Source organism: Burkholderia sp. SJZ089 (assembly GCF_007828315.1).
GTDB lineage: Bacteria > Pseudomonadota > Gammaproteobacteria > Burkholderiales > Burkholderiaceae > Burkholderia > Burkholderia gladioli.
Window position 1 is genome coordinate 63,442 of sequence record NZ_VIUM01000003.1, and the last position, 25,386, is coordinate 88,827.

Sequence of the window (25,386 nt, forward strand, 5' to 3'; positions counted from 1 at the left end):
GGGAGAAAGCAGCATGACCGCGAACACCTTGTCCGGCGGGGCAGATCAACAGGATGCGGCACCGAAAAGCGAAGCGACCTACCAGGACAGCCTGCTGGACTGCGTGAGCTGGCTTTGCGAGCACTATGGCTTCGGCAAGAGCCGCGATGCCATGACGGCCGGCTTGCCGAAGTTCGGCTTCCTGGCCCCGACGATGGTGATCGACGCATTCGCCAACGCCGGCATGCAGGCCGGGATGGTCGAGCGCGAACTGCGGATGTTGCCGGGCCATCTGATGCCGATGTTGCTGATCCGCAAGGACAAGGGCGGCTGTGTCCTGCTCGGCGTGCGGCGCGACACCGATTCCGAGCGCCGCGGTGCGCTGCTCTGCCAGGTCTGGATGCCGGAGATCGCAGGCGGGCCCGTCGAGTACAGCGACGAACAGCTCACCGAACTCTATGGCGGGTTCGCGGTGCTCGTGAAGCCGGCCGCCAAGGTCGACATGCGCGCCGGCGAGCTCACTCCCGAGCCGCTCGGCCACTGGCTGACCCGCACCATCTGGCGCTATCGCCGCTTCTACTACAGCGCGGGGCTCGGCGCCGTGCTGATCAACGTGCTGGGCCTGGCGTCGATCTTCTTCACCATGAACGTCTACGACCGCGTGGTGCCGAACCAGGCCTTCGTCACGCTCTGGTCGCTGGCGATCGGCGTGGTGATCGCGATGGTGTTCGAGGGCATCTCGCGTCATACGCGCGCCCACCTGATCGACGCGGCCGGCAAGAAGGCGGACCTGGTGATGGGCAGCATGTTGTTCCGCAAGGCCTTGTCGATCCGCATGGAGCATCGTCCGCAGTCCTCCGGCTCGTTCGCGAACCAGCTGCGCGAGTTCGAGTCCGTCCGCGATTTCGCCACCTCGGCCACCTTGTCGGCCGTCACCGATTTGCCCTTCGTGCTGATGTTCGCCGGCGTGATCTTTGCCGTGGGCGGCCCGCTCGGCTGGATCCCGACCATGATGATTCCGATCATCGTCGGCATCAGCGTGGCGGTCCAGTGGCCGCTGGCGCGCGCGATGAAGGAAAACCTGCGCGAGGCATCGTTGAAGCAGGGCGTGCTGATCGAGTCGATCGAAGGGCTGGAGACGCTGAAGGCCGTCGGCGGCGAGGGCTACATGCAGCGGCGCTGGGAAACCTTCAGCGCGATGCAGGCGGCCACCTCGCAGCGCACCAAGACGCTGTCCTCCCGTGCGATGACGATCGTGCAGTTCCTGCAGCAGGTGCAGACGGTCGTGCTGATCGTCACCGGCGTCTACCTGATCACCGAGGGCCGTCTAACCCAGGGTTCCCTGATCGCCTCGGTGATGCTGGCCGGACGCGCCACCGCGCCGCTCAATGCGGTGATGGGACTGGCGCTGCGCTTCCAGCAGGCCAAGGCGGCCTTCGAATCGCTGAATCGCTTGATGGACATGCCGGCCGAGCGCGACCCGAGCCGCGAATACCTGGCCGATCCTCCTCTCGAAGGGCGCGTCGAACTCAAGGACGTGCGCTTCGCCTATCCGGCGCCGCCGATGCAACCCAATCCCGAGATCCTGAAAGGCATTCACCTCGCCATCGATCCGGGTGAGCGCGTAGCCGTGCTCGGGCGGATCGGCAGCGGTAAATCCACCTTGTTGCGCATGATGGGGCGCATGTACATGCCCACGCAGGGCGCCATGTTCCTCGGCGGGCTCGCGGTCGAGCAGATCGATCCGGCCGACTGGCGGCGCGCGGTCGGTTACGTCGGGCAGGACGTGCGACTGTTCTACGGCTCGCTGCGCCAGAACGTGATGATCGCGCGGCCCGATGCCACCACCGAGGAACTGCTGCGCGTGCTGAAGCTGACCGGACTCGACGAGGTGGCCGCGCGGCATCCGATGGGCGTGAACCTGCCGATCGGCGAGGGCGGCGCGGGTTTGTCGGGCGGCCAGCGGCAACTGGTTGCGTTGGCGCGCACGCTGCTCACGCATCCACAGCTGTTGCTGTTTGACGAGCCGACCAGCGCGATGGACACGCAGACCGAGGCGGCCTTCATCGCGCATCTGTCGCGTGCCACGGCCGGGCAGACCCTGGTGGTGGTCACGCACCGGCCTTCGCTGCTGGCACTGGTCGAACGCATCGTGGTGGTCGAGGATGGCCGGATCGTGGCGGACGGCCCCAAGGATACGATCCTCGCCCGGCTCGCCGGCCAGCATGAAGGCCAACCCGGCTCCGGTGCGCGTGATGCGGAGGCGGTACCCGCGGCGGCGCCTGTCCGGCCCGCTCGCACCGTCCGAATGCGGCCCTTGCGCGAGGAGCATGCGGCGCGCTCCGCGGCCGAGGCGCCGAACGAGCCGATGGAGGGCAGCGCGTGATCCCCAAGCTCAAGTGGCGGCGCCGCGGCGACGAGCCGAAAATGCGCAAGGCCGAGGTCGAATACATGAGCGACATGCGCGCGGCCTTGCTCACGCAATCTTCGCCGGGGTCGAAGCTGATGCTCTACGTGGTGGCCGCGCTGCTGGTCGCCTTCCTGGCCTGGGCCCGGTTCGCGCGCGTGGAGGAGATCACGCAGGGCGAAGCCACCGTCATTTCGCGCAGCCGCGAGCAGGTGATCCAGAGCCTCGAAGGCGGCATCCTGGAAGAGATGAACGTGCGCGAGGGCGATATCGTCAGGAAAGGCCAGATGCTGCTGAAGATCGACCCGACCCGCGCGCAGACCAGCTATCGCGAGGCCTATTCGAAGGCGGTGGGACTGAAGGCGACACTGGCGCGGCTGCGCGCGGAGGCGTTTTCGCAGCCGCTGGTGTTTCCGCCGGAGGTACGCGGCGAGACCGAGGTCGTGCAGATGGAAACCAAGGCATACAACTCGCGGCGGCACGCACTCGACGAGTCCATCGCCGCGCTGGAACGCAGCTACGCGCTGCAGCAGAAGGAAATCGAGCTGGCCGAGCCGCTGGCCGCCAAGGGCTTGATGTCCGACGTCGAGCTGCTGCGCATGAAGCGCACCGCGAACGAGCTGAAGTCGCAGATGGTCGAGCGTCGCAATCGCTACCAGGCCGATGCGAATTCCGAGCTGACGAAGCTGGAGCTGGAGCTCGCGCAGACCAACGAGTCGCTGGTCGGCCGCCGCGATGTGCTGTCGCGCACCAGCGTGGTGGCGCCGGTCTACGGCACTGTGAAGAACGTGCGCGTAAACACGATCGGCGGCGTGATCCAGCCCGGCGAGCACATTCTCGAAATCGTGCCGCTCGAAGATCAACTGCTGGTCGAAGGCAAGATCAAGCCGTCGGACGTCGCGTTCCTGCGGCCGGGGCAGCCGGCGATGGTCAAGATCACCGCCTACGACTTCGGCATCTATGGCGGGTTGAAGGGCAAGGTGAGCTATATCAGCCCCGACACGCTGAAGGACGACGCCAAGGCCGCCGCCGGCAAGGACGCGACCTTCTACCGTGTGCAGGTGCTGACCGACCGCGCTTATCTTGAGGCCGGCGGCAAGCAACTGCCGATCATGCCGGGGATGATCGCGCGCGTCGAGATCCGTACCGGCGAAAAGACCATTCTTGATTTCCTGCTGAAGCCGATCTTCAAGGCACAGGAAGCCTTCCGGGAGCGATGAGCCATGGCAGCCACTAAACCGAGCCGTGAGCCGCTGGTGGGCGATGGCTTGTTGACCGATCTGCCCTTGCGTCGAACGACGCTGTCGCTGCTGCTGGCGACCGGCGTGTTCGCGGGATCGCACGTGGCGGAGGCGGGCGCCGCGACCCAGCCGGCGGATGCCGCGAAAGCCCGGCTTGGCGATGTTCCGCTACGCACCGATCCCGTCGACACGGTTTTGACGATTTCCCTGTCCGACGATGACGTGAGCGGCCTCGACGATGCCGAACTGGCGGCTCGCCGGCAGCGGCGGGAGGCGCGTACCGAGCGTGCCCTCAGGATTGCCGCGCTATGGCAGCAGCGGCGTGCGGCGAAGGCGCACGAGTCGGCCGCGCGCGGCGGGAGCGAGGCAGCGCGTCGTCGTGCATCGCCGGCCATGTCGGCGCATCCGGGCCGGCCGGCCGGGGCCGTCGAGCCGGCGCTGCCCGATTCGGCGCCGCCGTCGAGCCTCGCGCCGGGCGATGCGCGGCGCACACGATCCACCCACGTGTTGGCATTGCCGCCAGTTTCGTTGTCGAACGCGGCTGAACCAACATCGGCCGCCACGCCGGATTGGGCCACGGCAATCCAGTGGGCCGAAACCCGGATGCGGACCCGGGCTCGCACCTTGACGGCCAGAGCGGGAGCGCTGGTGCCGCACAACGACATATCGGCGGGCGGTGCGTCGCTGGCATCGGCCGAAACCGGTCCGATCACGCTGGCGGCGATACTCGACAGGGAACGCCTGGCGCGAAACTTCCCGGAGCGCGACGACCGTCTGCATCTGGCCGATCCAGGCGAGGCCTCGTCCCCGCCATCGGCTGCCTCGCTCTCCGACATGGCCCACTACTGGGCTGCCGATCCCGCTGCCGCGAGCGGCAGCGCCTCGATGTCCCCGCGTGGCGATTTGCGGCCGATCTTCCTCGCCGCGGTGGAGGCCGCCTTCGATCGCAGTCCGCAGGTCCAGTTCGCCTATGCTTCGTACCAGGCCCAGCTCGCCGACGTCGACGAGGCCAAGGGCAAGCGCTGGCCGCAATTGCAGCTGTCATCGCGCTCCCGGTCGGTGGAGTTCGCCGGCCCCGCCAGCAACGCGCCTGGCCAGGGCACGGCGGTCACCGCGAACCTGACCACGTCCGTGTTCGACTGGGGCTATCTGTCCAAGACGATCAAGAGCCGCAAGCAGACCGCCGACGCCGGCAAGGAGTTCTACGACGCGCAGCGAGAGAACTCGGCGTACACCGTGGCCACCACCATGGTCGAACTGGCCAAGCAGCGGCAACTGATCGGCATCAGCCAGCAGTTCGTGGACCGCATGCAGCAATTGGTGACGATGCTGAGCCAGATCGTCGAGATCGACCGCGGCCGGGCCAGCGAACTGACCCAGGCGCGCGCGCGGTTGCTGCAGGCGCTGGCTTCCCGCGACACGGTGGCGGCGAAGGCGCGCGATACCGAACTGACGCTGCGCAAGCTGATTGGCGATCGGCAACTGCACTTGCCCTCGTCGTCCGCCTGGAATATCGAACCGGCCCGCCTCGAACGCCTGCTCTCGAACATGAACCAGCATCCGCAGATCCGCCAGGCGCGGGCCGAGGCGCAGGCGGCGCGCTTGCTGGCCGACGCGGTGAAGGCCTCGTCGCGGCCCGCGGTCAACTGGGTGGTGAGCAAGACCACCGGCCGTGATATCGCCGATCGCCGACAGCCTTTCCAGACCATGCTCACGCTGAGCTGGAACGCCTTCCAGGGCGGCTCGGCCCGGGCCGCGCAGCAAGCCGCCCTGGCGCGGGCCCAGGCGAGCGAGCGCAAGGTCGAACAGGCGCGTCTCGACCTGGAATACGCGATCCGCGCGGCCGACGAGGACGCGCGCACCCTGCTCGAACGCTCGACGCTCTATGGCGATCTGGTCGACGAGACCGATCGCGTGCGCAAGGCCTTCTTCGATCAGTGGTATCACCTGGGCAAGCGCACGCTGCTCGACGTGCTGCAGGCCGAGAATGACCACTATGGCAATCGCGTCAGCGAGATCACCACGCGCTTCGATGGTTACGAGGCGGTGTTCCGCGAGTTGAGCAGCGCGGGCGAGCTGATGAGCTGGCTGAAGGGGACCGTATGAATCCGATTCCGCACGAAGTGCCATCCCTGGCGATTGCGCTGCTCGACTCGCACGAACTGGTTCGCTTCGCGCTTCGCACGCGTATCGAGCAGGAGCCGGGGTGGACGGTGGCGGGTGCATTCGGTCTGGCCGACGAGCTGCTGGGTGCGCTGGCCGCCGGCGCCAGCTTCGAGATCGTGGTGATGAATCATGTGCTCGACGCCAGCGACGGCCTCGATCTGGTGTGGGCCTTGCGCGCCGGCTACCCGGCGATGCGCATCCTGATCTGCTCCGAACACGAGCGCGCGAATACCATCGCGCGCCTGTTCCAGCTGGGCGTGCATGGCTTCATCGGCCGCACGCAATCGCTCGACGATCATATCGAGGCGGTTCGCAAGGTGGCGGCCGGGAATACCTATTTCAGCGCGCGGGTGATGGGGACACGGCCCGCACCGGGCGGGTTCGCGCTGCCGGTTTCCGCTTCGTCAGGCATGCAGACGATCGACGATGCCGCCACGCTGCTCATGCATCCCGATCTCACCACGCGCGAACGCACCGTGCTGGAGTATTGCCTGGAGGGCTTGTCGATCTCGCAGATCGCCGATCGCGTCGGGCGCGGCTACAAGACCATCAGTTCACAGAAGCAGGCCGCGTATCGCAAGCTGGGCGTGCGCAACGATGCCGAGCTGATCGCGAGGCTGTCGCATCACGATCGCGTCGGGCGGGGCCGGGAGTGAACGCGGCCGGCGATCAGCCGCGCGCCATGCTGTCGGGAGTCAGGAAGCCGACGCAGTCGTTACGGCCGCTTCGCATCGCCTGAAGTGCCGAGCGTGCGTCCGGACGTTCGCGGTCAACATCCGGGCGTCGCGTCTTCTGCCGCCAACGCGGCTTTCACCGACGCGCGAGCACCGATCCGTGCCATGAAACGCGCCAGGTCGGGCCAGCGCGCGATGTCGATGGAGAACAACGGCAGCCATGCCAGGACGGTGTACAGGTAAGCATCGGCCACGCCGAATCGTCCATGCAGGAAATCCTGCTGCGACAGCGTGGCTTCCATCGTATCGAGCCGCTTGAACAGCTTCTCCCGGAACATCGTCTTCACGTTCTCCGGCAGCGCCGTATTGAACAGCGGGCTGCAGCCCGCATGGATTTCCGCGGTGATGAAGTTGAGCGTTTCCTGCAGTCGCACGCGAGCCCAGCTTCCGGCGGGCGGCGCCAGTTGCGCCTCGGGTTTCAGGTCCGCCAGATATTGCAGGATCGCCGGCCCCTCGGTGAGCACTTCGCCGTTGTCGAGCACGAGGGCCGCCACGTAACCCTTGGGATTGATGTCGAGAAAATTCCCGCCTTCCGAGGTGTGCTTGGTCTTGTTGTCGACCCGAACCAGGTCGAACGGCAAGCCGAGTTCGTGCAACACGATATGGGGAGACAGCGAGCAGGTATTGGGCGCGAAGTAGAGCTTCATGGCGATCGCTCGAATAAGAGGCGGGATCAGGAAAGCGATAAGGAAATGATGGCGGGAAAATCGATTCGACTGACAGCATCGCAGCGTCGCCATATTTCCGGCAAATGACATCTCGCCGGGCAGGGCATGAGAAATTCTCATGCGCTAGAATCGACGCGCCTCATCGGCCTGGTTTCGACACGGGGGCCGGAGCGGCCTCCTCGTCTTCGACGGCTCCATTTCCTTGACCACATTCCATGGCGGCAAGACTTCCCTCGCTGAACGGCCTGAAGGTATTCGAATGCGCGGCACGCCATATGAGCTTCACGCGCGCGGCGGCCGAGTTGAGCGTCACGCAGACGGCCGTCAGTCACCAGGTCCGTCGGCTGGAGGATGAACTGGGCATCCGGCTGTTCCGGCGCCTCAGGGAGCGCCTGGAGCTGACGCCGGCCGGGCAGGCATACCTGCAGGGCGTGAGCCTGGCCTTCGAGCAATTGCGTTTCTCGACTGAACAGCTAAGCGAAGGCGGCCGCGACACCACGCTGACCATCAGCACGCTGGCCACGTTCGCCTCGAAATGGCTGCTGCCGCGTCTCGGCTCGTTTCGCCGCGCTCATCCCGGCATCGATATTCGCATCGGCGCCTCGACCGATTTCGTCGATTTCGTGGCCGGCGGTTCGGACGTGGGAATTCGCTATGGTCACGGCGACTGGAAGGGGCTGCGCTGCGACCGGCTGATGGGCGACGAGATCCTGCCGGTCTGCAGCCCGAGCTTGCTGGCGGATGGGCCGGCGCTGGTCGAGCCTGCCGATCTGGCACATCACACCCTGCTGCAGGTCAATGGCGTGACGGCCGACGATTGGCCACGTTGGCTCGAAGCGGCGGCGCTCCCCGTCCGTCTGGCGGGCAGCGCGCGCATGAGCTTCGATCTCGCGCTGCTGGCGGTGCAGGCGGCGGTCGACGGGCAGGGCGTTTGCATCGGACGGCGCGCCTATGTCGAGGACGATCTGCGCGCCGGACGGCTGGTGGCGCCGTTCGACCTGGTGGCGACTACCGACCGCGGCTTTTATCTGGTCTCGCCGGTCGAATTCGCGGATAGCGCCAAGGTGACCGCCTTGCGCGACTGGTTGCTGGAAATGGCGAGAGATTGATATTGGCACGGCCGTGTGCCGGCAGCATCAGGCTGCCGGCGGCGCGAAGGCCTGTTGCGCGGCCACCGTGTCGAGCGACTCGCGCAGCAGCTTGATCTTGCCGCCCTCCGCGACCAGCCGGCCCGCGTACATCTGCCGATAGACCTTGCCCGTCGAGGGCACCAGCGCCTCGACCGAGTATTCGCCGAAAACCTGCCCGGGCGTGTCGATCAGGATGCGCACGTCCTTGAACGCGAAGTCCGGCACCTTGGCCAGCAGCGAGGCGATGAACTTCTCGATCGCGGCCGGCCCCTTGGCGCCCGTGCTCGGCGCGCCGAGGCTCGTCAGGTACGGCAGTTCGAGCACGCCGTCCTCGGCGAACAGCGCCGCGGCCGCCTTCGGGTCGCGTACCTTCTCGATGTAGTGGCGCAGCAGCGCCGATGCCTGTTCCATGATGTTTTCTCCGTTGAGCGGCCGCCGCGCGATGCATGCCTCACGCCCGTCGCGGGCGGCCGGGTATCGATCGACAGGGCGTTTCAGACCTGGGCCTGGCCGCCGTCGGCGGTGATCTCCGCGCCGTTGATGAAGCTCGAATCGTCCGAGGCCAGGAAGCTGACCACCTTGGCGATCTCCGACGGATCGGCCAGGCGGCCGATCGGCACCAGCGAGGCGAGGTAGGCGAGCAGGCCGTCCTGGCCTTCCTGGGTATCGCCGCCGAGCTCGGCCAGGCCGATGGTGCGCGTCGAGCCGGGGCTCACCACGTTGACGCGGATGCCGCGCTCCTTCAGGTCCAGCACCCAGCTGCGCGCCAGCGCGCGCACGGCGGCCTTCGAGGCGCCGTAGATGCTGAAGGCCTGGGTGCCCGTCGAGCCCGCGATCGAGCCGTTCAGGATGATCGAGGCGCCTTGCGGCATCAGCGGCAGGGCCTTCTGCACGGTGAACACCACCGCCTTGACGTTGCGCTCGAAGGTGTCGTCGAAATGCTGCTCGCTGATCTCGCCGAGCGCGGCCATCGAGCCGCCGCCGGCGTTGGTGAACAGTACGTCGAGCCGGCCTTCGGTGGCGCGGATCGTCTCGAACAGCGCGTCGAGATCGGCCGAGCGCGTCACGTCGCTGCGAACGCCGCGCACGCCCTGGCCGAGCGCCGCCACCGCCTGGTCGAGTTCCGCCTGGCGGCGGCCCGTGATGACGACGCGCGCGCCTTGCGCCGCCAGGTCCTTCGCGGTGGCCAGGCCGATCCCGCTCGTGCCGCCCGTTACCAGTGCCACCTTGCCTTCCAGTCGCTTGCTCATGATCTTCTCCGGTTGATGAGTGTCGATGGCGTAACGATAAATATTTCCTTGTCAGAGAAAAATAGCAATTTTTCGAATTGATTTTCCATGTATATGGATAATTGATAGACTGGCACCTGACCGGAAAAAGGAAAGGGCATGGACCAATTGCTGGCGTTACGCGTTTTCGTGCGCATCGCCGAGTCGGGCGGCTTCGGCAAGGCGGCCGACACGCTCGACGTGCCGCGCGCCACGGTGTCGAAGCTGATCCAGGAGCTGGAGACGCATCTGCGCGTGAAGCTGTTCCAGCGCTCGACGCGCAAGGTGGTGGTGACGGAGGAAGGGCAGAGCTATTACCGCAACGCCGTGAAGCTGCTGGCCGACCTCGACGAGATGGACGGGCGCTTCGCCGACGTGCACGGCAAGCCGCGCGGGCGTGTGCGCGTCGATATCGGCTCGTCGTTCGCGAACCTGATCCTGCTGCCGCGCCTGCCCGAATTCCGACGCCGCTTCCCCGACATCCAGCTCGACGTGGGCGTGAGCGACCGGCATGCCGACCTGATCGGCGAAGGCGTCGATTGCGTGATCCGCGGCGGCGAGCTGAGCGATGCCTCGCTGGTCGCGCGGCGCATCGCCAGCCTCGAATGGGGCACCTACGCCAGCGCGGCCTATCTCGCCGAACGCGGAATACCGGGGCATCCCGACGATCTGCGCGAAGGGCATGAACTTTCCGGCTATTTTTCCTCGCTGACCGGCCGGCCGTTCCCGATGCTGTTCGAGCGCGGCGGCGAACGGCTCACGGTCGAGCCCAAGGGCGCGCGCGCGGTCTGCGTGAACGAAAGCACGGCGCATCTGACCTCGCTGGTCAGCGGGCTCGGCATCGGCCAGACCTTCGCCTTCATGGCGCAGCCGGCGGTGGCGCGCGGCGAGCTGGTGCGGATCCTGCCGACATGGACGCGGCCCGTGCAGCCGGTGCATGTGGTGTTCGCGCAGGCGCGGTACAACAGCGCCCGCCTCAGGGTGTTCGTGGATTGGGTGGTGGAGCTGTTCGCGTCGTACGACAGCCGCCCGGGAGCAGGCCCGGCGCGCTAGAGCTTGCGCGTGAGGTAATGGAAGCAGGCGGTCCTCAGTATGGACCGCTTCTCTCGCGCGTCGCCGGCCATCGTCCGCGATTCGGCCACCGTCGACAGGAATGGAACGACGAAGGCCGGGCCATACGCGGCATGCACGGAGCGCGCCACTTCGAGCGAGGCCTTGCCGAGCCAGATCCGGTCGCGCCAGTCGCATTTCATCTGGTGTTCGTCGATCCAGTGGTGAAGCAGGGCCACCAGCTGCGCGACGGGTAGCCACGAATCCAGCTGCCGCTTCGCGGCCAACTGGGCGACGACGAGAAAGTACAGCAGGGTGACGTACTTCATGAGTGCTGGCTTGCCGGCCGGGCTGTGGTCCATGTGGGGATCATCGGTCCGGCTGCTGCTGCGTTCCCAGCCATTCGATCGTCGCCGACTTCCGGGACAGGATGCCTTCGCAGACGAACTTGGTTTCGAAGAACCCGGTGGATTCCGCGGTCTCGATCAGCTCGGCGTAGAGCCCGACTTCGCGCAGCATGTCGTCGCGCAGATCGAGCAGCGCGTGAGTGTCCTGCGCATTGGCGGCGGTATCGGCCGGTATCGGCATCGTTGCGGCGTCTGGCGAACCTTGCCGCGCCGTGCCTTGCGTATCCTCGATCCGGCTCAGCGCAGCGTTCAGCAGGCCTTGTTGCTCGATCGTCTGCGCCAGCAGGGCTTGCATTTCCGGGCCAGGCGCGGCGCGTGAACCCTGGACCAGGAGACGCCGCAAACGGCGCTCCATCTCTTCTCCCGAAGCGTGAGCCTCGCGAAGCAGGTGCAGGAGATCGCTTCGATTCGGTGAGCTGGCGTCAGTGTTCATGCGGATGAGCGATGCCTCGGAAGATCACGAGCGTGACGGGGGACGACCGACGGCGGGGTTGCCGTCGACACTGAGCGCCTTTTCGATGGCGGCGATCAACTCGAACGCATCGTTGCGATCCAGCGTGAATCCGCGATTGCCATACTCGCAGCCGAACGCGTAATAGGTCGGCAGCAAGGTGATCCGGTCGAGCGCGGGATTGAAGTCGACTTCGCAACGCGTCAAGGCGAAGTAGGTTCGGCCTGCCACTTGCCTGGCTTCCATGTCGTGTTCCTCAATACAGCTTCGGTGGCGGCGTCGCGCGCCTGAGCCGGGCGCGTTGCCGGGATACCGCGCTGGCGAGCTTGCGCTTGCGTTGCGTGGTCGGCTTCTCGTAGGCGCCTCGGGCGCGCAGTTCCTGGATCAGGCCGGTTTTCTGGATTTCGCGGCGAAATCGACGCAGCGCGACCTCGACCGGTTCGTTGATCTTCAGTACGACTTTGGTCATGGCTACCTGGTGAAGTTATGAGGGCATCCAGTTCTCGCCGTCGTTCCGGTCGATCACGCCTTGCGCGAATTCGAGCGAGGCGCGACGCGCGGCACCGGCGGTCAGGAATGGCGATGCCTCGCTCAGCTTGAAGGTATTGCTGCGGGTCAGCTCGGTGCCTCGCAGGCAGATCTTGACGGCCGCGTCGAAGCCGTCGTCATAGTTGCGGCCCGAGCCTGCCGCTGGCTTCGCGTGGGGATAGATCAGCGGATAGATCTCGAATCCGCGATAAAGGTGCATGCTCATGTTCGCCTCCTGGCGTGCCGCGTGGGCTGAAGCAATGAATCGTGACGGACTGCCGGCGCGTGGTGTGGCTGGCAGCGGGTGATGAGAGACAGTCGAGTGATCGACGAGCGGGACAGGGGATGAGGAACGTCGAGGCGGAGATGCCCGACGAGAGGCATGGCCCCGAAGCGTGATTCATCATACTCCGCTTGTTCGGCGAGAAACGGCGCCGCGCGCAATTTATATTTGGCTCGGCCGCGGCCCTCGCCGCGTTCGTTCGCGAGCGAGCAGGCAAGCAGGTGAGCGTCCTGCCCCCGATCCTCGGAGCGCGATTCCTGGGTACGACGAAGCGATGCCGCGAGCGAAATCACTTGACCAATTCGGCCGTTGCGCGTAAGGTCTGTCGCTGAAGTCTACAAGAAGCGCGATTGCTGCTCATCACTGACCGCTCTACCGCGGTATTCGTTGTCCTCTCCCTCCTTGATTCTTTTGCGTGCTCGAACAGGGCGCGTGGCTCTGTACGTCTACTCAACATCAAAGGATTTTCATGGACACCGGTATCGTCAAGTGGTTCAACGACAGCAAGGGTTTCGGCTTCATCGCGCCGGACAACAGCAAGGATGACCTCTTCGCTCATTTTTCCGAAATTCGCGGTGACGGCTTCCGCACCCTGGTCGAAGGCCAGCGCGTGAGCTTCGAAACGAAGATGGGCCCCAAGGGGCTCCAGGCGAGCAACATCAAGGCACTCTGATTCACCTGTCCCGTCATTGGAGAAGCGAATTTGGCAAAGGAAGAACTACTGGAACTGGATGGCGTTGTCGACGAAGTGTTGCCTGACAGCCGCTATCGCGTGACGCTCGAGAACGGAGCCGTGGTGGGCGCTTATGCATCTGGCCGCCTGAAGAAGAATCACATCCGCATTCTTGCCGGTGATCGTGTTCGGCTTGAGATGTCGATGTACGACCTGACCAAGGGCCGCATCAACTATCGTCACAAGGACGAACGCGCCTCGACGGGTGCGTCCAGCCCCAGGACTTTCCGGCGCTGATGCCAGGCGCATCGACGCGCGGCACAGCTCTCGTGCCGGCGCGTTGACGCGCTCCCGCTTCAAGTGCGATTGGCGGATACGCCCGTATTCGCGTCGCTCGCTCGTGTGGATCTTCATGCAGTTTCAAGTCTCGCCCGATGCGAGCCTGGCCTGATCCCGCCAGCCACCTATCCACTCGCCGTGCTCATCGCGCCGGCAGTGCTATCCCTGAATAGCAGGATTCCTGACCATCCATCGGCACCACGCCGAGCCAGTGTCACACCCAATCCATGCTCATGAAATTTTCTACTTATCATGCAAGTCACGACTACTCGACAATACCGCGGTTATGCGGTCTCGCCCTCGGTCCACCGTCTTCCTGACGGCAGCTTTTCCTCGAACCTGACGCTCCGGCGCGTGGAGCGCCACGGCGAGCCCGCGCTCTACGAGTTCTACTCGCTCGATTACTTCGGCACCGAAGAGGCTGCCCTGGGTTATTCCGATCGCTGGGCCAGCCAGTGGATCGACACACGCGGCTAAATTCGCGCCGCCAAGCCAAGCCAAGCCAAGCCAAGCCAAGCCAAGCCAGCCGCGCGCGCTCAACCGTGAGCTGCCTGCAGCCAGGCCCGGGCCCAGTTCCGGGCATAGGCGATCGCGTCCTCGCGCAGCTCGAAGGCTGCCAGATCCCCACTCAGGTACACATCGTATTCGACGCCATCCAGGCGATTCGAACTGATGCGCGCGTGCGCGATATATTCGCCGTCCGCGCGACGGGGTGTCGGATCGACACGAAACTCGTTTGCCATGGTCGACATGGAATCTCTCCTTTCGCCGGATCGGTCAGGCGTCGCCGACACACAGCAGCGCCATGATCTCGCTGGCCTCGCGGTCGGTCTGCCTGTTGCCCGTGCCACTCGTGCCCAGGCTTTCGCGGATCGACGCGAACATCAGGAAGGTGTCGACATCCACCTCGCAGCGTCGCTCGCCGATCAGGCGTTGCAGCTCGGCTTGCGCGCCGGCGGGCAGATGCCGGTCGACGAAGGCTGAGCTGTCGCTTCGAATCGATCGAAGCAGTTCGGATTTTTTCATGGCGTGACTCCTGCATCCCCGGCGCGCGGCTGGAGCAAGGCTGATCGGGCGTATCGGCACGAGGATGTGCCGCTTGGCGGGCGTGATCCGGAGGCGGGCAGGACAGTGAACTGGCCCCCTGGAACAAGGGGCTGGGCCGCATGGATTGCGGCGGGCCGATCGTCAACCGGGATCGCGGTGCTGGATCGGCCATGGCCCGGCGAAATCGCGCATTGCCGCGCAAGCCGGGCGCGATGCCGTCGACAGGAGGACGGCATCGCTGCGCACCATGCTACGCGTCTCGCCGTGTTTGTACAGCTTAATTTTGTAAGGGCGGAACGCGGGTTCAGCCGAACACCGGCAAGGCCAGGAACAGCTTGATGACGAGGGAAGGATGCTGCGGCGCGGCCTACTTCCTCTCAGGCAGGAACCAGTTCATCAACAACGCGCACAGCCCGCCGGTGGCCACGCCCGAAGCCAGCACGTTCTTCAGCGCATGCGGCAGATTGGTGAGGATTTCCGGGACCTGCGACACCCCCAGCCCCAGCGCCAGCGACACCGCGATGATCAGCAGCGCGCGCCGGTCGAGCTTCACGCCGGCCAGGATGTTGATGCCCGAGGCGGCCACCGCGCCGAACATCACCATTGCCGCGCCACCCAGCACCGGCTCCGGCACCGCCTGCAGCACGCCGGCCACCGCCGGGAACAGCCCCAGCACCACCAGCATGCCGGCGATCCACACGCCCACGTGGCGGCTGGCGATGCCGGTCAGCTGGATCACGCCATTGTTCTGCGCGAACACCGAGCTGGGGAAGGTATTGAACACGCCGGCCAGCAGCGAGTTCGCGCCGTTCACCAGCACGCCGCCCTTGATTCGTTGCATCCACAACGGTCCTTCCACCGGCTCGCGCGATACCTTGCTGGTGGCTGTCACGTCGCCGATCGCCTCCAGCGAGGTGACCACGTAGATGATCAGCATCGGCACGAACAGCGACCACGAGAAGCCGATGCCGAAGTGCAGCGGCGTGGGCACTTGGAACAGCGCGGCCTCGCGCGCGCCGGTGAAGTCGAGCCGGCCCATCGCGGCGGCGGCGAGGTAGCCGATGGCCAGCGCGATCACCAGCGCCGTGCTGCGCACCCAGACGATCGGCACGCGGTTCAGCACGACGATGGTGCCCAGCACCACGCAGGACAGCGTGAGGTTCTGCGCGCTGGCGAACGTGCCCTTGGCCATCGCGCCGTAGCCGCCGCCCATGCTGACCAGGCCGACCTTGATCAGCGTGAGGCCGATCAGCAGCACCACGATGCCGGTCACCAGCGGCGTGATCAGCCGCTTGATGAAGGGCAGGATGCGCGACACCGCCATCTCCACGAAGGAGCCCGCGATCACCACGCCGAAGATGGCGGCCATCACCGTTTCCACCGGCGTGCCCTGCTTCACCATCAGGCTGCCGCCGGCGATCAGCGGGCCGACGAAGTTGAAGCTGGTGCCCTGCACGATCAGCAGGCCCGCGCCGAGCGGGCCGAAGCGGCGGCATTGCAGGAAGGTGGCGATGCCCGAGATCACCAGCGACATCGACACGATCAGCGTGGTGTCGCGGGTCGGCACGTTCAGCGCCTGGCAGATCAAGAGGCCCGGCGTGACGATCGGCACCAGGATCGCCAGCAGGTGCTGGAGCGCGGCGACGAAGGCCACCGCCGGCGAGGGGCGGTCGTTGGGGCCGTAGACGAGATCGTGGACGGGGGCGTCGTCTGCGCTGTGGTGTGCGGGAGCGGAAGGCATCGCTGGGTGGGCCGGTTGAGGTGAATGCGTGGAAAGTGCGGAATTCTAACGGGTCGGGCGGCCGCGATCGACCGCCGGCCGCGCGCGCAGGTGAGCGCGAAGGATGTCCGGCGGTCCGGAATGACGAGTCAGCGGCGCCCGGGCCTTGCGGGCAGGCACGAACCCGCGCCGGCAAGCCGGTCGCGCCTGCGGCTCCGCCGCCCCGGCCTCACTCGTCGTCCGAATGCGCGTGCGGCTTGAGGTGATCCGGCACCACCAGCAGCATGTTCTGCAGGTCGTTCGGATGCAGCACGCCCATGCCGTGCAGCGCACCGCCCGGCTGCATATGGCCGGCAATGGTCGCGACCGTGTTCTTGATGAGGCCGCTCTCGGATTCCGGCAGCTTGCCGGCTTCCTTCATCAGCGAATCCATCACCGGCTGCCAGTGGCTCGCGGGCGTTTCCGACATCAGGTTCGGCATCCAGCCGATCATCACGTCGAGCGCCACGGCCGTTTCCCTTGGCGAACGCGCTTCCGGCGGGATCTGCGCGAGATGGCCGAGCACGGTGTGGATGTTCGCGGTGCCGTCGCGCATCGCCTCGGGGCCGCCGGAGAAGCTCGGGTGGAAGGCATGCTCGCCCAGGCCCTTCAGCACCTGCATGCGCGCCTCGGGCGGCAGGGTATGGACCTGGTCGCTGATCGCCTTGAACGCGCTCTGGTGCGCTTCGCGCGTATCGACTTTTTTCAGCAGCTCGGCAAGCCTGGCCATCGTGGCCGCGCGCAATTGCACCGGCTCGATGTGCTGGGTGGCCGCGATCGCGTCGTGCATGTCCTTGCCCGAAAGCGAGGCGTCATCCATCTTCGTCATCGCGTTGTCGAGCTGGACCACGGCCTGCGCGGCCACCATCGGCCGGTCGGCCTGGTTCAGCTCGGCCACGCTCACGCGGCCCGCGTTGGCGTCGCTGATCGGGCGGCCGCCCATCAGTTGCAGCAGGTCGTCGATATGGCCGGGGCCGGACGCGCCGAACTGGCTCATCACCGTGAGCTGGCTGGCCCACTGATTGGCGTTCTGGCTCGGTTCGGGCGGGAACTGCGAATAGCCGGGCAATGGTTCCGGGGCCGAGTAGGCCGGCAAGGTCGCACCGGGCGCCATGGGGGGAATCCCGATCGGCGGCATGGGCGGACGCGCAGGTGCCGGCGGCGGCGTCTGCGGGCGCGCTTGCGCGGCCGTCGGCCGAGGCGGCACGGGCGGCGGCGGTGTCTGCGGGCGCGCCTGGGGACTCGTCGGCCGAGGCGGTACCGGCGGCGTCTGAGGCCGCGCCTGGGTTGTCGTTGGGCGCGGTGGAACCGGCGGCGGCGTCTCGGGACGCGCCTGGGTGGTCGTCGGACGCGGCGGAACCGGTGGCGGTGGCGTCTGGGGACGCGATTGCATGGCCGGCGGTCGCGGCGGCGGGGGAGGCGGCGGCGGCGTCTGCGGACGGGCAGGCGCGGCCGATGTCTCGACGGGGCGCGGCGGCACCGGCGGCGGCGAGGACGATTGCGCGGGCGACTGGGCCGAGGTGGACGGCGATGCCACCTCGGGATACGGCCCCGGGCCGAACAGCGATTCGTAGGACGGCGGCGCGTCGTTGTGCTGCGGCTGTGCGCTATCCGTGCCATCCGCAACCGGCGGGCGCGGCGCGGCGGACTCGGCGCCGTCCGAACCGGCCAGTAGCGCCGCCATGTGCGGCGACATCGGCAGTTGCGAGCCCTCGGCCGAACCGGCCGAATCGTGCGACGCCGAACTGGCCATCGATTCCAGGCTGGCCCGGCGCTGCCTCAGGTTCGCGCTCGGCGTGGTGACGCGTTGCTGCCGCCGCAGCGTGTTCAGCGCTTGCAGCGAGCCCGATCCGGCGCCCTGCTGGCTCGCCGCGCCGCTGGCCCGTGGCGAGGGACCGTTGGTCTGTCGACTCTCCCCGCCGGTCGTGGTGGACGGCTGGTTGATCCGGGTCGAGTTGGTGACTGACGGAGGCGGCATGGACAGCGGTTCCCGTGTATGGGCCAGAGGGCGTGGTGACGGATCGTCGATCGGCGCGAAGGGCGGCGGTCCGGCGTGACGCCCCGGGACAATACCGGCCAGATAGCAGGTTTAACGCGGCGAGGCGGCGAAGCGGGCGGCGAAGACGAACCACGATCGCGAAACGCGAAGTTTCGGCGCGTGGGCACCGCGCGCGTTGGGAAATCGTAAGGAGGGGTGAAGCAGGAAGCCGCGAAGCGCGATGCGGGGCGCCGCGCTTCGCGCCCGCGTCGGCGAGGGTCGATGGCCCGGGCCTGGGCGGCCCGGGCGCGATGGCATTCAGTTCACGCCGGTCCGCATCGGCAGCGCCTTCACGCCGCGCAGGTTGTTGCGGTGATGCCATTCGAGCCGGTCGAGATCGACCGGGCTCAGCTTCGGGAAGCGCGCCAGCATCGCGCCGATCGCGGTTTCCAGCTCCATCTGCGCGAGCCGCGCGCCCAGGCAGAAATGGATCCCGCCGCCGAAGCTCAGCGAGGCCTTGGCATTGGCGCGGCGGATGTCGAGCCGGTCCGGGTCGGCGAACACCGCCGGATCGCGATTCGAGGCGCCCACCAGCAGGAACAGCAGGGTGCCGCGCGGCAGCGCATGGCCTTCCAGCTCGAGATCCTCGAACACGGTGCGCACCACCACCTGCACCGAGCTGTCGTAGCGCACCAGCTCGGCCACGCCGCCCGGCACCAGCGCCGGATCGGCCGTCATCGCCGCGAGGCTTTCCGGGTTGCGGAACAGCGCGATCATGGCGTTGCCCATGGTGTTCGAGGTGGTCTCGTGGCCGGCGATGAACAGCAGCATCACGTTGGCGATCACCTCCTTCTCGTCGAAGGTCTCGCCCTCGTCCTCCACGCTGATCAGCGCCGAGACCAGGTCCGTGCCGGGCTGGCGGCGACGTTGCTCGATCACGCCCTCGAAATAGGCCTCCAGCGCCAGCGCGCCTTCGTTGGCTTCGGCCAGCATGGCCTCGCCGAGCGGCGCCAGGTCCAGCGCCGAGGCTACGCAACTGGCCGCGCGGCCCAGGCGCGCGCCGTCCTCGAAGGGGATGTCGAGCAGTCGGCAGATCACGTTGAGCGGCTGCGGCAGCGCGTAGTCGGCCACGAAGTCGAACTCGGGCTTGGCGGCGATCGCGTCGAGCAGTTCATGCGTGGAGGCCTCGACGATCTCGCGCAGGTTCTCGATCTGCCGCGCGTTGAAGGCCTTCATCAGCAGCTTGCGCAGCCGCGTGTGCACCGGTGGGTTCATCATCAGGAACATCCGGCTCAGCACCTGGAACACCGGCATGCCGACCCGCTCCTCGCCGTAGCGCACGCGCACGCTTTCCAGGTAGGTCTTGCCGGCGCGGCGCTCGCGCAGCAGCGCGTCGATCAGCGCGTAGTCGCCCGTCACGCGCACGTTCGGCGCGAGTTCGAGCAGGGCGCCCTTGGCGCGCAACTGCGCATAAAGCGGGTAGGGATCGGCGAAGAAGGCCGGCGAGGAGAAGGTGGCGAAGTTCATGGGGGGGCGGTCGCGGGGCGGATGAGGAAGTATTGTCCATAACGTCCGGCCGCGGCAGTCCATTCCACGGAACGGAAAATTTTCTCGATACGCCCGGCAGGTCGGCGCTTCGCCCCCGTGCTTGACGCGGGAGCGTCAGCGAAGCGAAAGCGCCGGGGCGCCGCTGCGGTTGCTTTCCGCCGCCGTCACGGCTTGCGGCCGAAGGCCTCGCGCAGCGCCCGCTTGGAGCGCTCCAGCGTCGTGCGCCGCGATTTCGGCAGGTTGCGGCCGGCCCGGTTCACGTAGAAGTTCAGCATCGACATGGCCGACTGGAACGGCGAGGCCTTGCGGCGCCGGCTGTGCTCGGCCGAGCGTTTCAGCGAGGCCGCGATCGCCTTAGGATCGTCGGACTTGAAGATGTCGGATTCGATGTCGAGCGCGTCGCTGCGGGCGTTGACGGCGGCCGACCAGCGCTTGGGCGAGCGCGAGCCGGCGGTGCGCCCGCGTCCGGGGCGCCGCGTCGAGTGCTTGCCGGCGGGGCGCTTGCCTTGCGAACGCCGGTGCGCCGCCGGCTTGTGCGAGGAGGATGAGGTTTCGCTCATGGTTTCGGCTCCTTCGAAAGAAATTGCGGGGGAGGTCATTCGCCCGACTTGCCGCCGCCGGAAGGCAGTACCGCCGACAGCACTTGCCTGGCGGTCTCGACGATCACGCCGCGTTCGCGCGGGTCGCCCTTCACCAGCGTCTCCGCGAAGTGCTTCGCCTGCTGCAGCGTGACATGCGGCGGCAGCGGCGGCACCTCGGGGTCGCTCTTCACTTCGAGCACCACCGGGCGCTGCGAGGCCAGCGCCTCGTCCCAGGCTTCGCCCAGGCGCGCCGGGTCGTCCACGTAGATGCCCTTCAGCCCGATCATCTCGGCGAAGCGGTGATACGGCACGTTCGGCACCTGCTGCGAGGCCTCGAACTTCGGGTCGCCCTCCATCACGCGCTGCTCCCAGGTGACCTGGTTCAGGTCCTCGTTGTTGAGCACCATGCAGATCCAGCGCGGATCGGCCCATTGCCGCCAGTATTTGGCGACCGTGATCAGCTCGGCCATGTTGTTCATCTGCATCGCGCCGTCGCCCACCATGGCGATCACCGGCCTGACCGGAAACGCGAACTTGGCGGCGATCGCGTAAGGCACGGCCGCGCCCATCGACGCCAGCCCGCCCGACAAGGAACCCATCATGCCGCGCCGCATCTGCAGGTCGCGCGCGTACCAGTTCGCGCAGGAGCCCGAATCGCTGGTGAGGATCACGTCGTCGGGCAGGCGCGGCGACAGCTCGGTGAAGGCGCGCTGCGGATTGACGCCGCGGCCCGGGCTCGCGTCGGCGGCGGCGCGCTTGGCCAGCGTGCCCTGCCATTCGTCGGTCCAGCGGCCGATGCGCTCGCGCCAGCGATGGTCGGCGCGCGGCTCCAGCAGCGGCAGCAGCAGGTCGAGCGTCTCGGCCGCGTCGCCCACCAGGTTGACCTCCATCGGGTAGCGCAGGCTCAGCATGTCGGCCTTCAGGTCGATCTGCACGCCGCGCGCCTGGCCTTCCTTGGGCAGGAATTCCGCGTAGGGGAAGCCGGAGCCGATCATCAGCAGCGTGTCGCATTCGTTCATCAGCTCGTAGCTGGGCTTGGTGCCGAGCAGGCCGATCGAGCCCGTCACCCAGGGCAGCGCGTCGGGCAGCGCGGCCTTGCCGAGCAGCGCCTTGGCCGCGCCGGCACCGAGCCGGTCCGCCACCGCGATCACCTGCTCGGTGGCGCCGAGCGCGCCCGCGCCCACCAGCATCGCCACCTTCGAGCCGGCATTGAGCACCTCGGCGGCACGTTTCAAATCCTCGGGATAGGGCACCACCTTCGGGCGCGTGTAGCCGACGCCGGAATGCACGGTGCCGTGCGCGCGCTTGGGCGGCGCGTAGTCGAGTTCCTGCAGGTCGTTCGGCAGGATCAGCGCGGTGACGGTGCGCGCGCCGATCGCCGTGCGCACCGCGCGATCGACCAGGTGGCGCACCTGGCCCGGCACGCTGGCCTGCTGCACGAAGGCGCCGGCCACGTCCTTGAACATCGCCGCCAGGTCGAGTTCCTGCTGGTAATGGCCGCCGATCGCCGCGCGCGCCTGCTGGCCGACGATCGCCAGCACCGGCATGTGATCGAGCCGCGCGTCGTAGAGGCCGGTGATCAGGTGCGAGGCGCCTGGGCCCGAGGTGGCGATGCACACGCCGAGCTTGCCTGTAAATTTTGCATGCGCTGAGGCCATGAAGGCCGCCATCTCCTCGTGGCGCGCCTGGATGAATTCGATCTTGCCACCGGCGCGGTTCAGCGCGCCGAACAGGCCGTTGATGCCGTCGCCGGGGTAGCCGTAGATGCGATCGACGCCCCATTCGGCGAGGCGTTCGACGATGAAGTCGGAAACGGTGGTCATGCGCGTTCTCCCTCGGTTCGATGTGCTGGTGCCGATGGGTGCGCAAGCACCGTGCCGTGGAAATGGCGCCGGCGCGGCCGTATCCCGGCGGCATCTCGCATCGCGAAAATGCATTGGCCATGCCTGCCGACACGAGCGCTTGTAAAAACCGCCAACCGCGATGCCGCACCGCGTCATCCGGCGCACTGGGATCGCAGCGGCGCCCCGTCGGGCAAGGCTGCGCGGCCGATTTCCCAGCGGGCCCGCGGCTTGCTCGGCAGCCCCGATGCTGTCTCGCGCGGGTTCGTGCGAGGCGATTCCGATTGGGGAGAGCTGTGCGATGTCCGAAGTGACCGTATTTCCATTGCCCTTGATGCCGCGTGTCAGCGCCGCGTTCCTGAGCCGGGACGGCGAAGGTGAAACCCATGGCAACGGCGGCGCGCGCGCCGCGGACGGCCGCGATGCCGACGACCGCGACGCCGACACGCCGAGCAGCGATGGTGGCGGAGGCAACGATCGCCCGCGCGACGGCGACGACCGCCGCAACACGGGCGGCGACGGCAACCACGACGAGGGCGGTGGAGGCAAGGGCGGCAAGGACGGCAATGGCGACGGCAAGGAGGACGACGACCCGGACCAGGACGGCAACGGCAAGCGCAAGCGCCCCGGCAAGAAGCCGATCATCATCCTGGCCATCGTGGTGGTGGTCCTGCTGATCGTCGCGCTGGTGTGGTGGCTGATGACGCGCAACCAGGTCAGCACCGACGACGCCTACACCGACGGCAACGCCGTCACCATCGCGCCGCATGTCTCGGGCTACGTCACGCGCCTGAACGTCGACGACAACACCTACGTCCATCGCGGCGACCTGCTGGTGCAGATCGACCCGCGCGACTACCGCGCCCAGCTCGACTCGGCCGACGCGCAGCTCGGCCTGGCGCGCGCGCAGCTGAGCTCGGCGCAGGTACAGCTCGACATCGCGCGCGTGCAGTACCCCGCGCAATACGCGCAGGCGCGTGCCCAGATCGAATCGGCCGAGGCCACCTACAAGCAGGCGCTGGCCGCCCAGCAACGCCAGCACGCGGTGGACATGCGCGCCACCTCGAAGCAGCAGGTCGACGCGGCCGACGCGCAAAGCGCCAGCGCCGACGCCAACGTGGCGATGGCGCGCGCCCAGGCGCGCACGGCCGCGCTGGTGCCGCAGCAGTTGCGCCAGGTCGAGAGCACCATCGAGGAGCGCCGCCAGCAGGTCCTGCAGGCCCAGGCGCAGCGCGAGCAGGCCGAGCTGAACCTGTCCTACTGCGAGATCCGCGCGCCCTCGGACGGCTGGGTCACGCGCCGTAACGTGCAGCTCGGCAGCTTCCTGCAGACCGGCAGCTCGATCTTCTCGCTCGTCACGCCGCGCATCTGGATCACCGCCAACTTCAAGGAGTCGCAGCTCGAGCGCATGCGCATCGGCGACAAGGTGGACGTGTCGGTCGACGCCTATCCCGATCTCGACCTGCACGGCCACGTCGACAGCATCCAGCTCGGCAGCGGCTCGCGCTTCTCGGCCTTCCCGGCCGAGAACGCCACCGGCAACTTCGTGAAGATCGTGCAGCGCGTGCCGGTCAAGATCGTGCTGGACGGGCCGATGCCGACCAACCCGCCGCTCGGCCTGGGCCTGTCGGTCGAGCCGACGGTGCACCTGCCATGAGCGGCGCGAACGTGACCGCCGACGAAGGCGGCAAGGGCAACGGCAAGGGCGGCGGCAACGCGAAGGGCAAGGGCGACGGAGGCGGCGACGGCCAGGCCTGGCGCCCCGCCTCGAACCCCTGGCTGATCGCCATCGTGGTCACGCTGGCGGCCTTCATGGAGGTGCTCGACACCACCATCGTCAACGTCGCGCTGCCGCATATCGCCGGCACCATGTCGGCCAGCTACGACGAGGCCACCTGGACGCTCACCTCCTACCTGGTGGCCAACGGCATCGTGCTGCCGATCTCGGGCTTCCTGGGCCGGCTGCTGGGCCGCAAGCGCTACTTCGTGATCTGCATCGCGGCCTTCACGGTGTGCTCCTTCCTGTGCGGGATCGCCACCAACCTCGGCCAACTGATCGTGTTCCGCATCCTGCAGGGGCTGTTCGGTGGCGGCCTGCAGCCGAACCAGCAGTCGATCATCCTCGACACCTTCCCGCCCGAGCAGCGCAACCGCGCCTTCTCGATCTCGGCGATAGCGATCGTGGTGGCGCCGGTGCTGGGGCCGACCCTGGGCGGCTGGATCACCGATACCTTCTCGTGGCGCTGGGTGTTCCTGCTCAACGTGCCGGTGGGGATCCTCACCGTGCTGGCGGTGATGCAGCTGGTGGAGGACCCGCCCTGGCGGCGCGACGGCCAGCGCGGCATCCGCATCGACTACATCGGCATCGGCCTGATCGCGATCGGGCTGGGCTGCCTGCAGGTGATGCTCGATCGCGGCGAGGACGAGGACTGGTTCGGCTCGAACTTCATCCGCATCTTCGCGGTGCTGGCGGTGGCGGGATTGACCGGCGCCGGGCTCTGGCTGCGCTACGCGAAGAAGCCGGTGGTGGACCTGGCCTGCCTGCGCGACCGCAACTTCCTGCTCGGCTGCATCACCATCGCGATGTTCGCGGCGGTGCTGTACGGCAGCGCCGTGATCGTGCCGCAGCTCGCCCAGCAGCAGCTCGGCTACACGGCGACGCTCGCCGGGCTGGTGCTCTCGCCGGGCGCGATCCTGATCACCCTGGAGATCCCGATCGTCAGCCGGCTGATGCCGCACGTGCAGACGCGCTACCTGGTGGGCACCGGCTTCGTGCTGCTGGCCGCCTCGCTGGTCTATTCGCGCACGCTGGTGCCCGACATCGACTACCGCCACCTGATGGTCATCCGCTGTGCGCAGTCGATGGCGATCGGCTTCCTGTTCGTGCCGATCACCACGCTGGCCTACCTGACCATCCCGCAGCGCCTCAACGACGACGCCTCGGCGCTGTTCACGATGTTCCGCAACGTGGCCGGCTCGATCGGCATCTCGGTGTCGACCGCGCTGATCCGCGAGCGCGCGCAGGCGCGCATGGCGCATCTGTCCGAGCACATGTCGCCGCTCTCGCAGAACTTCCAGGACGCGTTGCAGCGCAATGCGCAATCGATCAGCGCGCTGTCGGGCGTGCCGCCCTCGGCGGCGCTGCAAACCGCCAACGGCAGGCTCTACGAGACCTTCGTCTCGCAGGCCACCATCCTTGCCTATATCGACGTATTCGCGATCCTGGCGGTGTTCTGCGCCGCCTGCATCCCGCTGACCTTCCTGTTCACGCCGGCGAAGGCGGCGGGCGGTGGAGGAGGACATTGACG

General features: G+C 67.3%; 28 protein-coding genes. 13 read left to right on the plus strand and 15 right to left on the minus strand.

What is annotated here, in order from left to right:
- Window positions 1-13 precede the first annotated feature (13 nt).
- The 4 genes from FB600_RS06335 to FB600_RS06350 are packed head-to-tail and all read left to right on the plus strand — an operon-like array spanning window position 14 to window position 6,449.
- Window positions 14-2,365 carry a type I secretion system permease/ATPase gene (locus FB600_RS06335; RefSeq protein WP_096752188.1) on the plus strand — a complete coding sequence of 784 codons (2,352 nt, stop codon included), beginning with the start codon at window positions 14-16 and terminating at the stop codon, window positions 2,363-2,365.
- Window positions 2,362-3,606, plus strand: a complete 1,245-nt coding sequence (locus FB600_RS06340) for an HlyD family type I secretion periplasmic adaptor subunit (protein WP_227742714.1) — start codon at window positions 2,362-2,364, stop codon at window positions 3,604-3,606. Before FB600_RS06335 ends, FB600_RS06340 begins: the two co-directional genes overlap by 4 nt.
- 3 nt (window positions 3,607-3,609) lie before the next feature.
- Window positions 3,610-5,733 carry a TolC family protein gene (locus FB600_RS37645; protein ID WP_244116137.1) on the plus strand — a complete coding sequence of 708 codons (2,124 nt, stop codon included), beginning with the start codon at window positions 3,610-3,612 and terminating at the stop codon, window positions 5,731-5,733.
- The gene (locus tag FB600_RS06350; protein ID WP_105819521.1) at window positions 5,730-6,449 is read left to right on the plus strand and encodes a response regulator transcription factor; all 720 of its coding nucleotides are present in this window, start codon (window positions 5,730-5,732) and stop codon (window positions 6,447-6,449) included. Before FB600_RS37645 ends, FB600_RS06350 begins: the two co-directional genes overlap by 4 nt.
- 113 nt (window positions 6,450-6,562) lie before the next feature.
- Here the strand turns inward: FB600_RS06350 and gstA are convergent, their stop codons facing one another.
- A complete protein-coding gene (gene gstA / locus FB600_RS06355) occupies window positions 6,563-7,174 on the minus strand; it encodes a glutathione transferase GstA (protein ID WP_098151470.1) in 612 nt (203 codons plus the stop codon).
- 236 nt (window positions 7,175-7,410) lie between these two features.
- Here gstA and gcvA point away from each other — a divergent pair, with 236 nt between their 5' ends.
- Entirely contained in the window at window positions 7,411-8,304 is an 894-nt protein-coding gene (gene gcvA, locus FB600_RS06360) for a transcriptional regulator GcvA (protein WP_047839002.1), read from the plus strand.
- A gap of 27 nt (window positions 8,305-8,331) precedes the next feature.
- Here the strand turns inward: gcvA and FB600_RS06365 are convergent, their stop codons facing one another.
- Together FB600_RS06365 and FB600_RS06370 are read right to left on the minus strand one after the other, a co-directional pair.
- Window positions 8,332-8,736 (minus strand): nuclear transport factor 2 family protein, encoded by a 405-nt coding sequence (locus FB600_RS06365; RefSeq protein WP_036028348.1) that lies wholly within the window; start codon window positions 8,734-8,736, stop codon window positions 8,332-8,334.
- An 83-nt stretch (window positions 8,737-8,819) separates the two neighbouring features.
- Window positions 8,820-9,575 (minus strand): SDR family NAD(P)-dependent oxidoreductase, encoded by a 756-nt coding sequence (locus FB600_RS06370; protein WP_098151472.1) that lies wholly within the window; start codon window positions 9,573-9,575, stop codon window positions 8,820-8,822.
- 138 nt (window positions 9,576-9,713) lie between these two features.
- Between FB600_RS06370 and FB600_RS06375 the strand changes: the two genes are divergently transcribed.
- Window positions 9,714-10,646 (plus strand): LysR family transcriptional regulator, encoded by a 933-nt coding sequence (locus FB600_RS06375; RefSeq protein ID WP_098182356.1) that lies wholly within the window; start codon window positions 9,714-9,716, stop codon window positions 10,644-10,646.
- Here FB600_RS06375 and FB600_RS06380 read toward each other — a convergent pair.
- The 5 genes from FB600_RS06380 to FB600_RS06400 are packed head-to-tail and all read right to left on the minus strand — an operon-like array spanning window position 10,643 to window position 12,255.
- Complete coding sequence (locus tag FB600_RS06380; protein WP_047838998.1) at window positions 10,643-11,005, minus strand: hypothetical protein; 363 nt, start codon at window positions 11,003-11,005, stop codon at window positions 10,643-10,645. The genes FB600_RS06375 and FB600_RS06380 overlap by 4 nt on opposite strands.
- A gap of 7 nt (window positions 11,006-11,012) precedes the next feature.
- Window positions 11,013-11,483, minus strand: coding sequence for a hypothetical protein (locus FB600_RS06385; RefSeq protein WP_124076835.1), 471 nt, complete (start codon window positions 11,481-11,483; stop codon window positions 11,013-11,015).
- Between the two features lie 24 nt (window positions 11,484-11,507).
- Window positions 11,508-11,747 (minus strand): hypothetical protein, encoded by a 240-nt coding sequence (locus FB600_RS06390; protein ID WP_096752193.1) that lies wholly within the window; start codon window positions 11,745-11,747, stop codon window positions 11,508-11,510.
- 10 nt (window positions 11,748-11,757) lie between these two features.
- On the minus strand, window positions 11,758-11,970 hold the full coding sequence (gene rpsU / locus FB600_RS06395) for a 30S ribosomal protein S21 (protein ID WP_046581126.1): 213 nt from the start codon (window positions 11,968-11,970) through the stop codon (window positions 11,758-11,760).
- A 15-nt stretch (window positions 11,971-11,985) separates the two neighbouring features.
- Window positions 11,986-12,255, minus strand: a complete 270-nt coding sequence (locus FB600_RS06400; RefSeq protein WP_046581125.1) for a hypothetical protein — start codon at window positions 12,253-12,255, stop codon at window positions 11,986-11,988.
- Window positions 12,256-12,781: 526 nt separating this feature from the next.
- Between FB600_RS06400 and FB600_RS06405 the strand changes: the two genes are divergently transcribed.
- From FB600_RS06405 to FB600_RS06415, 3 genes are all read left to right on the plus strand, one after another.
- Window positions 12,782-12,985 carry a cold-shock protein gene (locus FB600_RS06405; protein ID WP_025099552.1) on the plus strand — a complete coding sequence of 68 codons (204 nt, stop codon included), beginning with the start codon at window positions 12,782-12,784 and terminating at the stop codon, window positions 12,983-12,985.
- Window positions 12,986-13,015: 30 nt separating this feature from the next.
- Window positions 13,016-13,282, plus strand: a complete 267-nt coding sequence (gene infA, locus FB600_RS06410) for a translation initiation factor IF-1 (RefSeq protein ID WP_096752194.1) — start codon at window positions 13,016-13,018, stop codon at window positions 13,280-13,282.
- A 294-nt stretch (window positions 13,283-13,576) separates the two neighbouring features.
- Entirely contained in the window at window positions 13,577-13,801 is a 225-nt protein-coding gene (locus FB600_RS06415) for a hypothetical protein (RefSeq protein ID WP_096752195.1), read from the plus strand.
- A 59-nt stretch (window positions 13,802-13,860) separates the two neighbouring features.
- Here FB600_RS06415 and FB600_RS06420 read toward each other — a convergent pair whose 3' ends face one another.
- From FB600_RS06420 to FB600_RS37100, 4 genes are all read right to left on the minus strand, one after another.
- Window positions 13,861-14,076, minus strand: a complete 216-nt coding sequence (locus FB600_RS06420; RefSeq protein WP_096752196.1) for a hypothetical protein — start codon at window positions 14,074-14,076, stop codon at window positions 13,861-13,863.
- Between the two features lie 25 nt (window positions 14,077-14,101).
- Window positions 14,102-14,350 (minus strand): hypothetical protein, encoded by a 249-nt coding sequence (locus FB600_RS06425; RefSeq protein ID WP_096752197.1) that lies wholly within the window; start codon window positions 14,348-14,350, stop codon window positions 14,102-14,104.
- A 388-nt stretch (window positions 14,351-14,738) separates the two neighbouring features.
- The gene (locus FB600_RS06430) at window positions 14,739-16,112 is read right to left on the minus strand and encodes a nucleobase:cation symporter-2 family protein (protein ID WP_145756389.1); all 1,374 of its coding nucleotides are present in this window, start codon (window positions 16,110-16,112) and stop codon (window positions 14,739-14,741) included.
- A gap of 208 nt (window positions 16,113-16,320) precedes the next feature.
- Complete coding sequence (locus FB600_RS37100) at window positions 16,321-17,244, minus strand: hypothetical protein (RefSeq protein ID WP_096752199.1); 924 nt, start codon at window positions 17,242-17,244, stop codon at window positions 16,321-16,323.
- Window positions 17,245-17,521: 277 nt separating this feature from the next.
- Between FB600_RS37100 and FB600_RS37105 the strand changes: the two genes are divergently transcribed.
- Window positions 17,522-17,704, plus strand: a complete 183-nt coding sequence (locus FB600_RS37105) for a hypothetical protein (protein WP_098151474.1) — start codon at window positions 17,522-17,524, stop codon at window positions 17,702-17,704.
- A gap of 108 nt (window positions 17,705-17,812) precedes the next feature.
- Window positions 17,813-18,187 (plus strand): hypothetical protein, encoded by a 375-nt coding sequence (locus FB600_RS37110; RefSeq protein ID WP_025099544.1) that lies wholly within the window; start codon window positions 17,813-17,815, stop codon window positions 18,185-18,187.
- A 239-nt stretch (window positions 18,188-18,426) separates the two neighbouring features.
- Here the strand turns inward: FB600_RS37110 and FB600_RS06440 are convergent, their stop codons facing one another.
- The 3 genes from FB600_RS06440 to FB600_RS06450 form a co-directional block, all read right to left on the minus strand.
- Window positions 18,427-19,635: a cytochrome P450 gene (locus FB600_RS06440; protein ID WP_096752201.1), complete on the minus strand. Its 1,209-nt coding sequence runs from the start codon at window positions 19,633-19,635 to the stop codon at window positions 18,427-18,429.
- A 185-nt stretch (window positions 19,636-19,820) separates the two neighbouring features.
- Window positions 19,821-20,216: a DUF3175 domain-containing protein gene (locus FB600_RS06445; protein WP_096752202.1), complete on the minus strand. Its 396-nt coding sequence runs from the start codon at window positions 20,214-20,216 to the stop codon at window positions 19,821-19,823.
- 35 nt (window positions 20,217-20,251) lie between these two features.
- Window positions 20,252-22,060, minus strand: coding sequence for a thiamine pyrophosphate-requiring protein (locus FB600_RS06450; RefSeq protein WP_145756390.1), 1,809 nt, complete (start codon window positions 22,058-22,060; stop codon window positions 20,252-20,254).
- A 319-nt stretch (window positions 22,061-22,379) separates the two neighbouring features.
- On the opposite strand from FB600_RS06450, the gene FB600_RS06455 reads away from it, so the two are divergent.
- Window positions 22,380-23,735, plus strand: a complete 1,356-nt coding sequence (locus FB600_RS06455) for an HlyD family secretion protein (protein WP_098151477.1) — start codon at window positions 22,380-22,382, stop codon at window positions 23,733-23,735.
- On the plus strand, window positions 23,732-25,384 hold the full coding sequence (locus tag FB600_RS06460; RefSeq protein ID WP_098151478.1) for a DHA2 family efflux MFS transporter permease subunit: 1,653 nt from the start codon (window positions 23,732-23,734) through the stop codon (window positions 25,382-25,384). Before FB600_RS06455 ends, FB600_RS06460 begins: the two co-directional genes overlap by 4 nt.
- The last annotated feature ends 2 nt before the right edge of the window (window positions 25,385-25,386 follow it).

Coding starts and splice junctions, on each gene's coding strand:
- FB600_RS37100 (WP_096752199.1), bottom strand. CDS start 17,244: ATGGCGCCCGGTGCGACCTTGCCGGCCTACTCGGCCCCGGAACCATTG.
- FB600_RS06370 (WP_098151472.1), bottom strand. CDS start 9,575: ATGAGCAAGCGACTGGAAGGCAAGGTGGCACTGGTAACGGGCGGCACG.
- FB600_RS06400 (WP_046581125.1), bottom strand. CDS start 12,255: ATGAGCATGCACCTTTATCGCGGATTCGAGATCTATCCGCTGATCTAT.
- rpsU (WP_046581126.1), bottom strand. CDS start 11,970: ATGACCAAAGTCGTACTGAAGATCAACGAACCGGTCGAGGTCGCGCTG.
- FB600_RS06430 (WP_145756389.1), bottom strand. CDS start 16,112: ATGCCTTCCGCTCCCGCACACCACAGCGCAGACGACGCCCCCGTCCAC.
- FB600_RS06385 (WP_124076835.1), bottom strand. CDS start 11,483: ATGAACACTGACGCCAGCTCACCGAATCGAAGCGATCTCCTGCACCTG.
- gcvA (WP_047839002.1), top strand. CDS start 7,411: ATGGCGGCAAGACTTCCCTCGCTGAACGGCCTGAAGGTATTCGAATGC.
- FB600_RS06425 (WP_096752197.1), bottom strand. CDS start 14,350: ATGAAAAAATCCGAACTGCTTCGATCGATTCGAAGCGACAGCTCAGCC.
- FB600_RS06420 (WP_096752196.1), bottom strand. CDS start 14,076: ATGTCGACCATGGCAAACGAGTTTCGTGTCGATCCGACACCCCGTCGC.
- FB600_RS06335 (WP_096752188.1), top strand. CDS start 14: ATGACCGCGAACACCTTGTCCGGCGGGGCAGATCAACAGGATGCGGCA.
- FB600_RS06390 (WP_096752193.1), bottom strand. CDS start 11,747: ATGGAAGCCAGGCAAGTGGCAGGCCGAACCTACTTCGCCTTGACGCGT.
- FB600_RS06455 (WP_098151477.1), top strand. CDS start 22,380: ATGTCCGAAGTGACCGTATTTCCATTGCCCTTGATGCCGCGTGTCAGC.
- gstA (WP_098151470.1), bottom strand. CDS start 7,174: ATGAAGCTCTACTTCGCGCCCAATACCTGCTCGCTGTCTCCCCATATC.
- FB600_RS06405 (WP_025099552.1), top strand. CDS start 12,782: ATGGACACCGGTATCGTCAAGTGGTTCAACGACAGCAAGGGTTTCGGC.
- FB600_RS37105 (WP_098151474.1), top strand. CDS start 17,522: ATGGCCGGCGGTCGCGGCGGCGGGGGAGGCGGCGGCGGCGTCTGCGGA.
- FB600_RS06365 (WP_036028348.1), bottom strand. CDS start 8,736: ATGGAACAGGCATCGGCGCTGCTGCGCCACTACATCGAGAAGGTACGC.
- FB600_RS06375 (WP_098182356.1), top strand. CDS start 9,714: ATGGACCAATTGCTGGCGTTACGCGTTTTCGTGCGCATCGCCGAGTCG.
- FB600_RS06380 (WP_047838998.1), bottom strand. CDS start 11,005: ATGGACCACAGCCCGGCCGGCAAGCCAGCACTCATGAAGTACGTCACC.
- FB600_RS06445 (WP_096752202.1), bottom strand. CDS start 20,216: ATGAGCGAAACCTCATCCTCCTCGCACAAGCCGGCGGCGCACCGGCGT.
- FB600_RS06350 (WP_105819521.1), top strand. CDS start 5,730: ATGAATCCGATTCCGCACGAAGTGCCATCCCTGGCGATTGCGCTGCTC.
- FB600_RS06440 (WP_096752201.1), bottom strand. CDS start 19,635: ATGAACTTCGCCACCTTCTCCTCGCCGGCCTTCTTCGCCGATCCCTAC.
- FB600_RS37645 (WP_244116137.1), top strand. CDS start 3,610: ATGGCAGCCACTAAACCGAGCCGTGAGCCGCTGGTGGGCGATGGCTTG.
- FB600_RS06460 (WP_098151478.1), top strand. CDS start 23,732: ATGAGCGGCGCGAACGTGACCGCCGACGAAGGCGGCAAGGGCAACGGC.
- FB600_RS37110 (WP_025099544.1), top strand. CDS start 17,813: ATGTGCGGCGACATCGGCAGTTGCGAGCCCTCGGCCGAACCGGCCGAA.
- FB600_RS06450 (WP_145756390.1), bottom strand. CDS start 22,060: ATGACCACCGTTTCCGACTTCATCGTCGAACGCCTCGCCGAATGGGGC.
- FB600_RS06415 (WP_096752195.1), top strand. CDS start 13,577: ATGCAAGTCACGACTACTCGACAATACCGCGGTTATGCGGTCTCGCCC.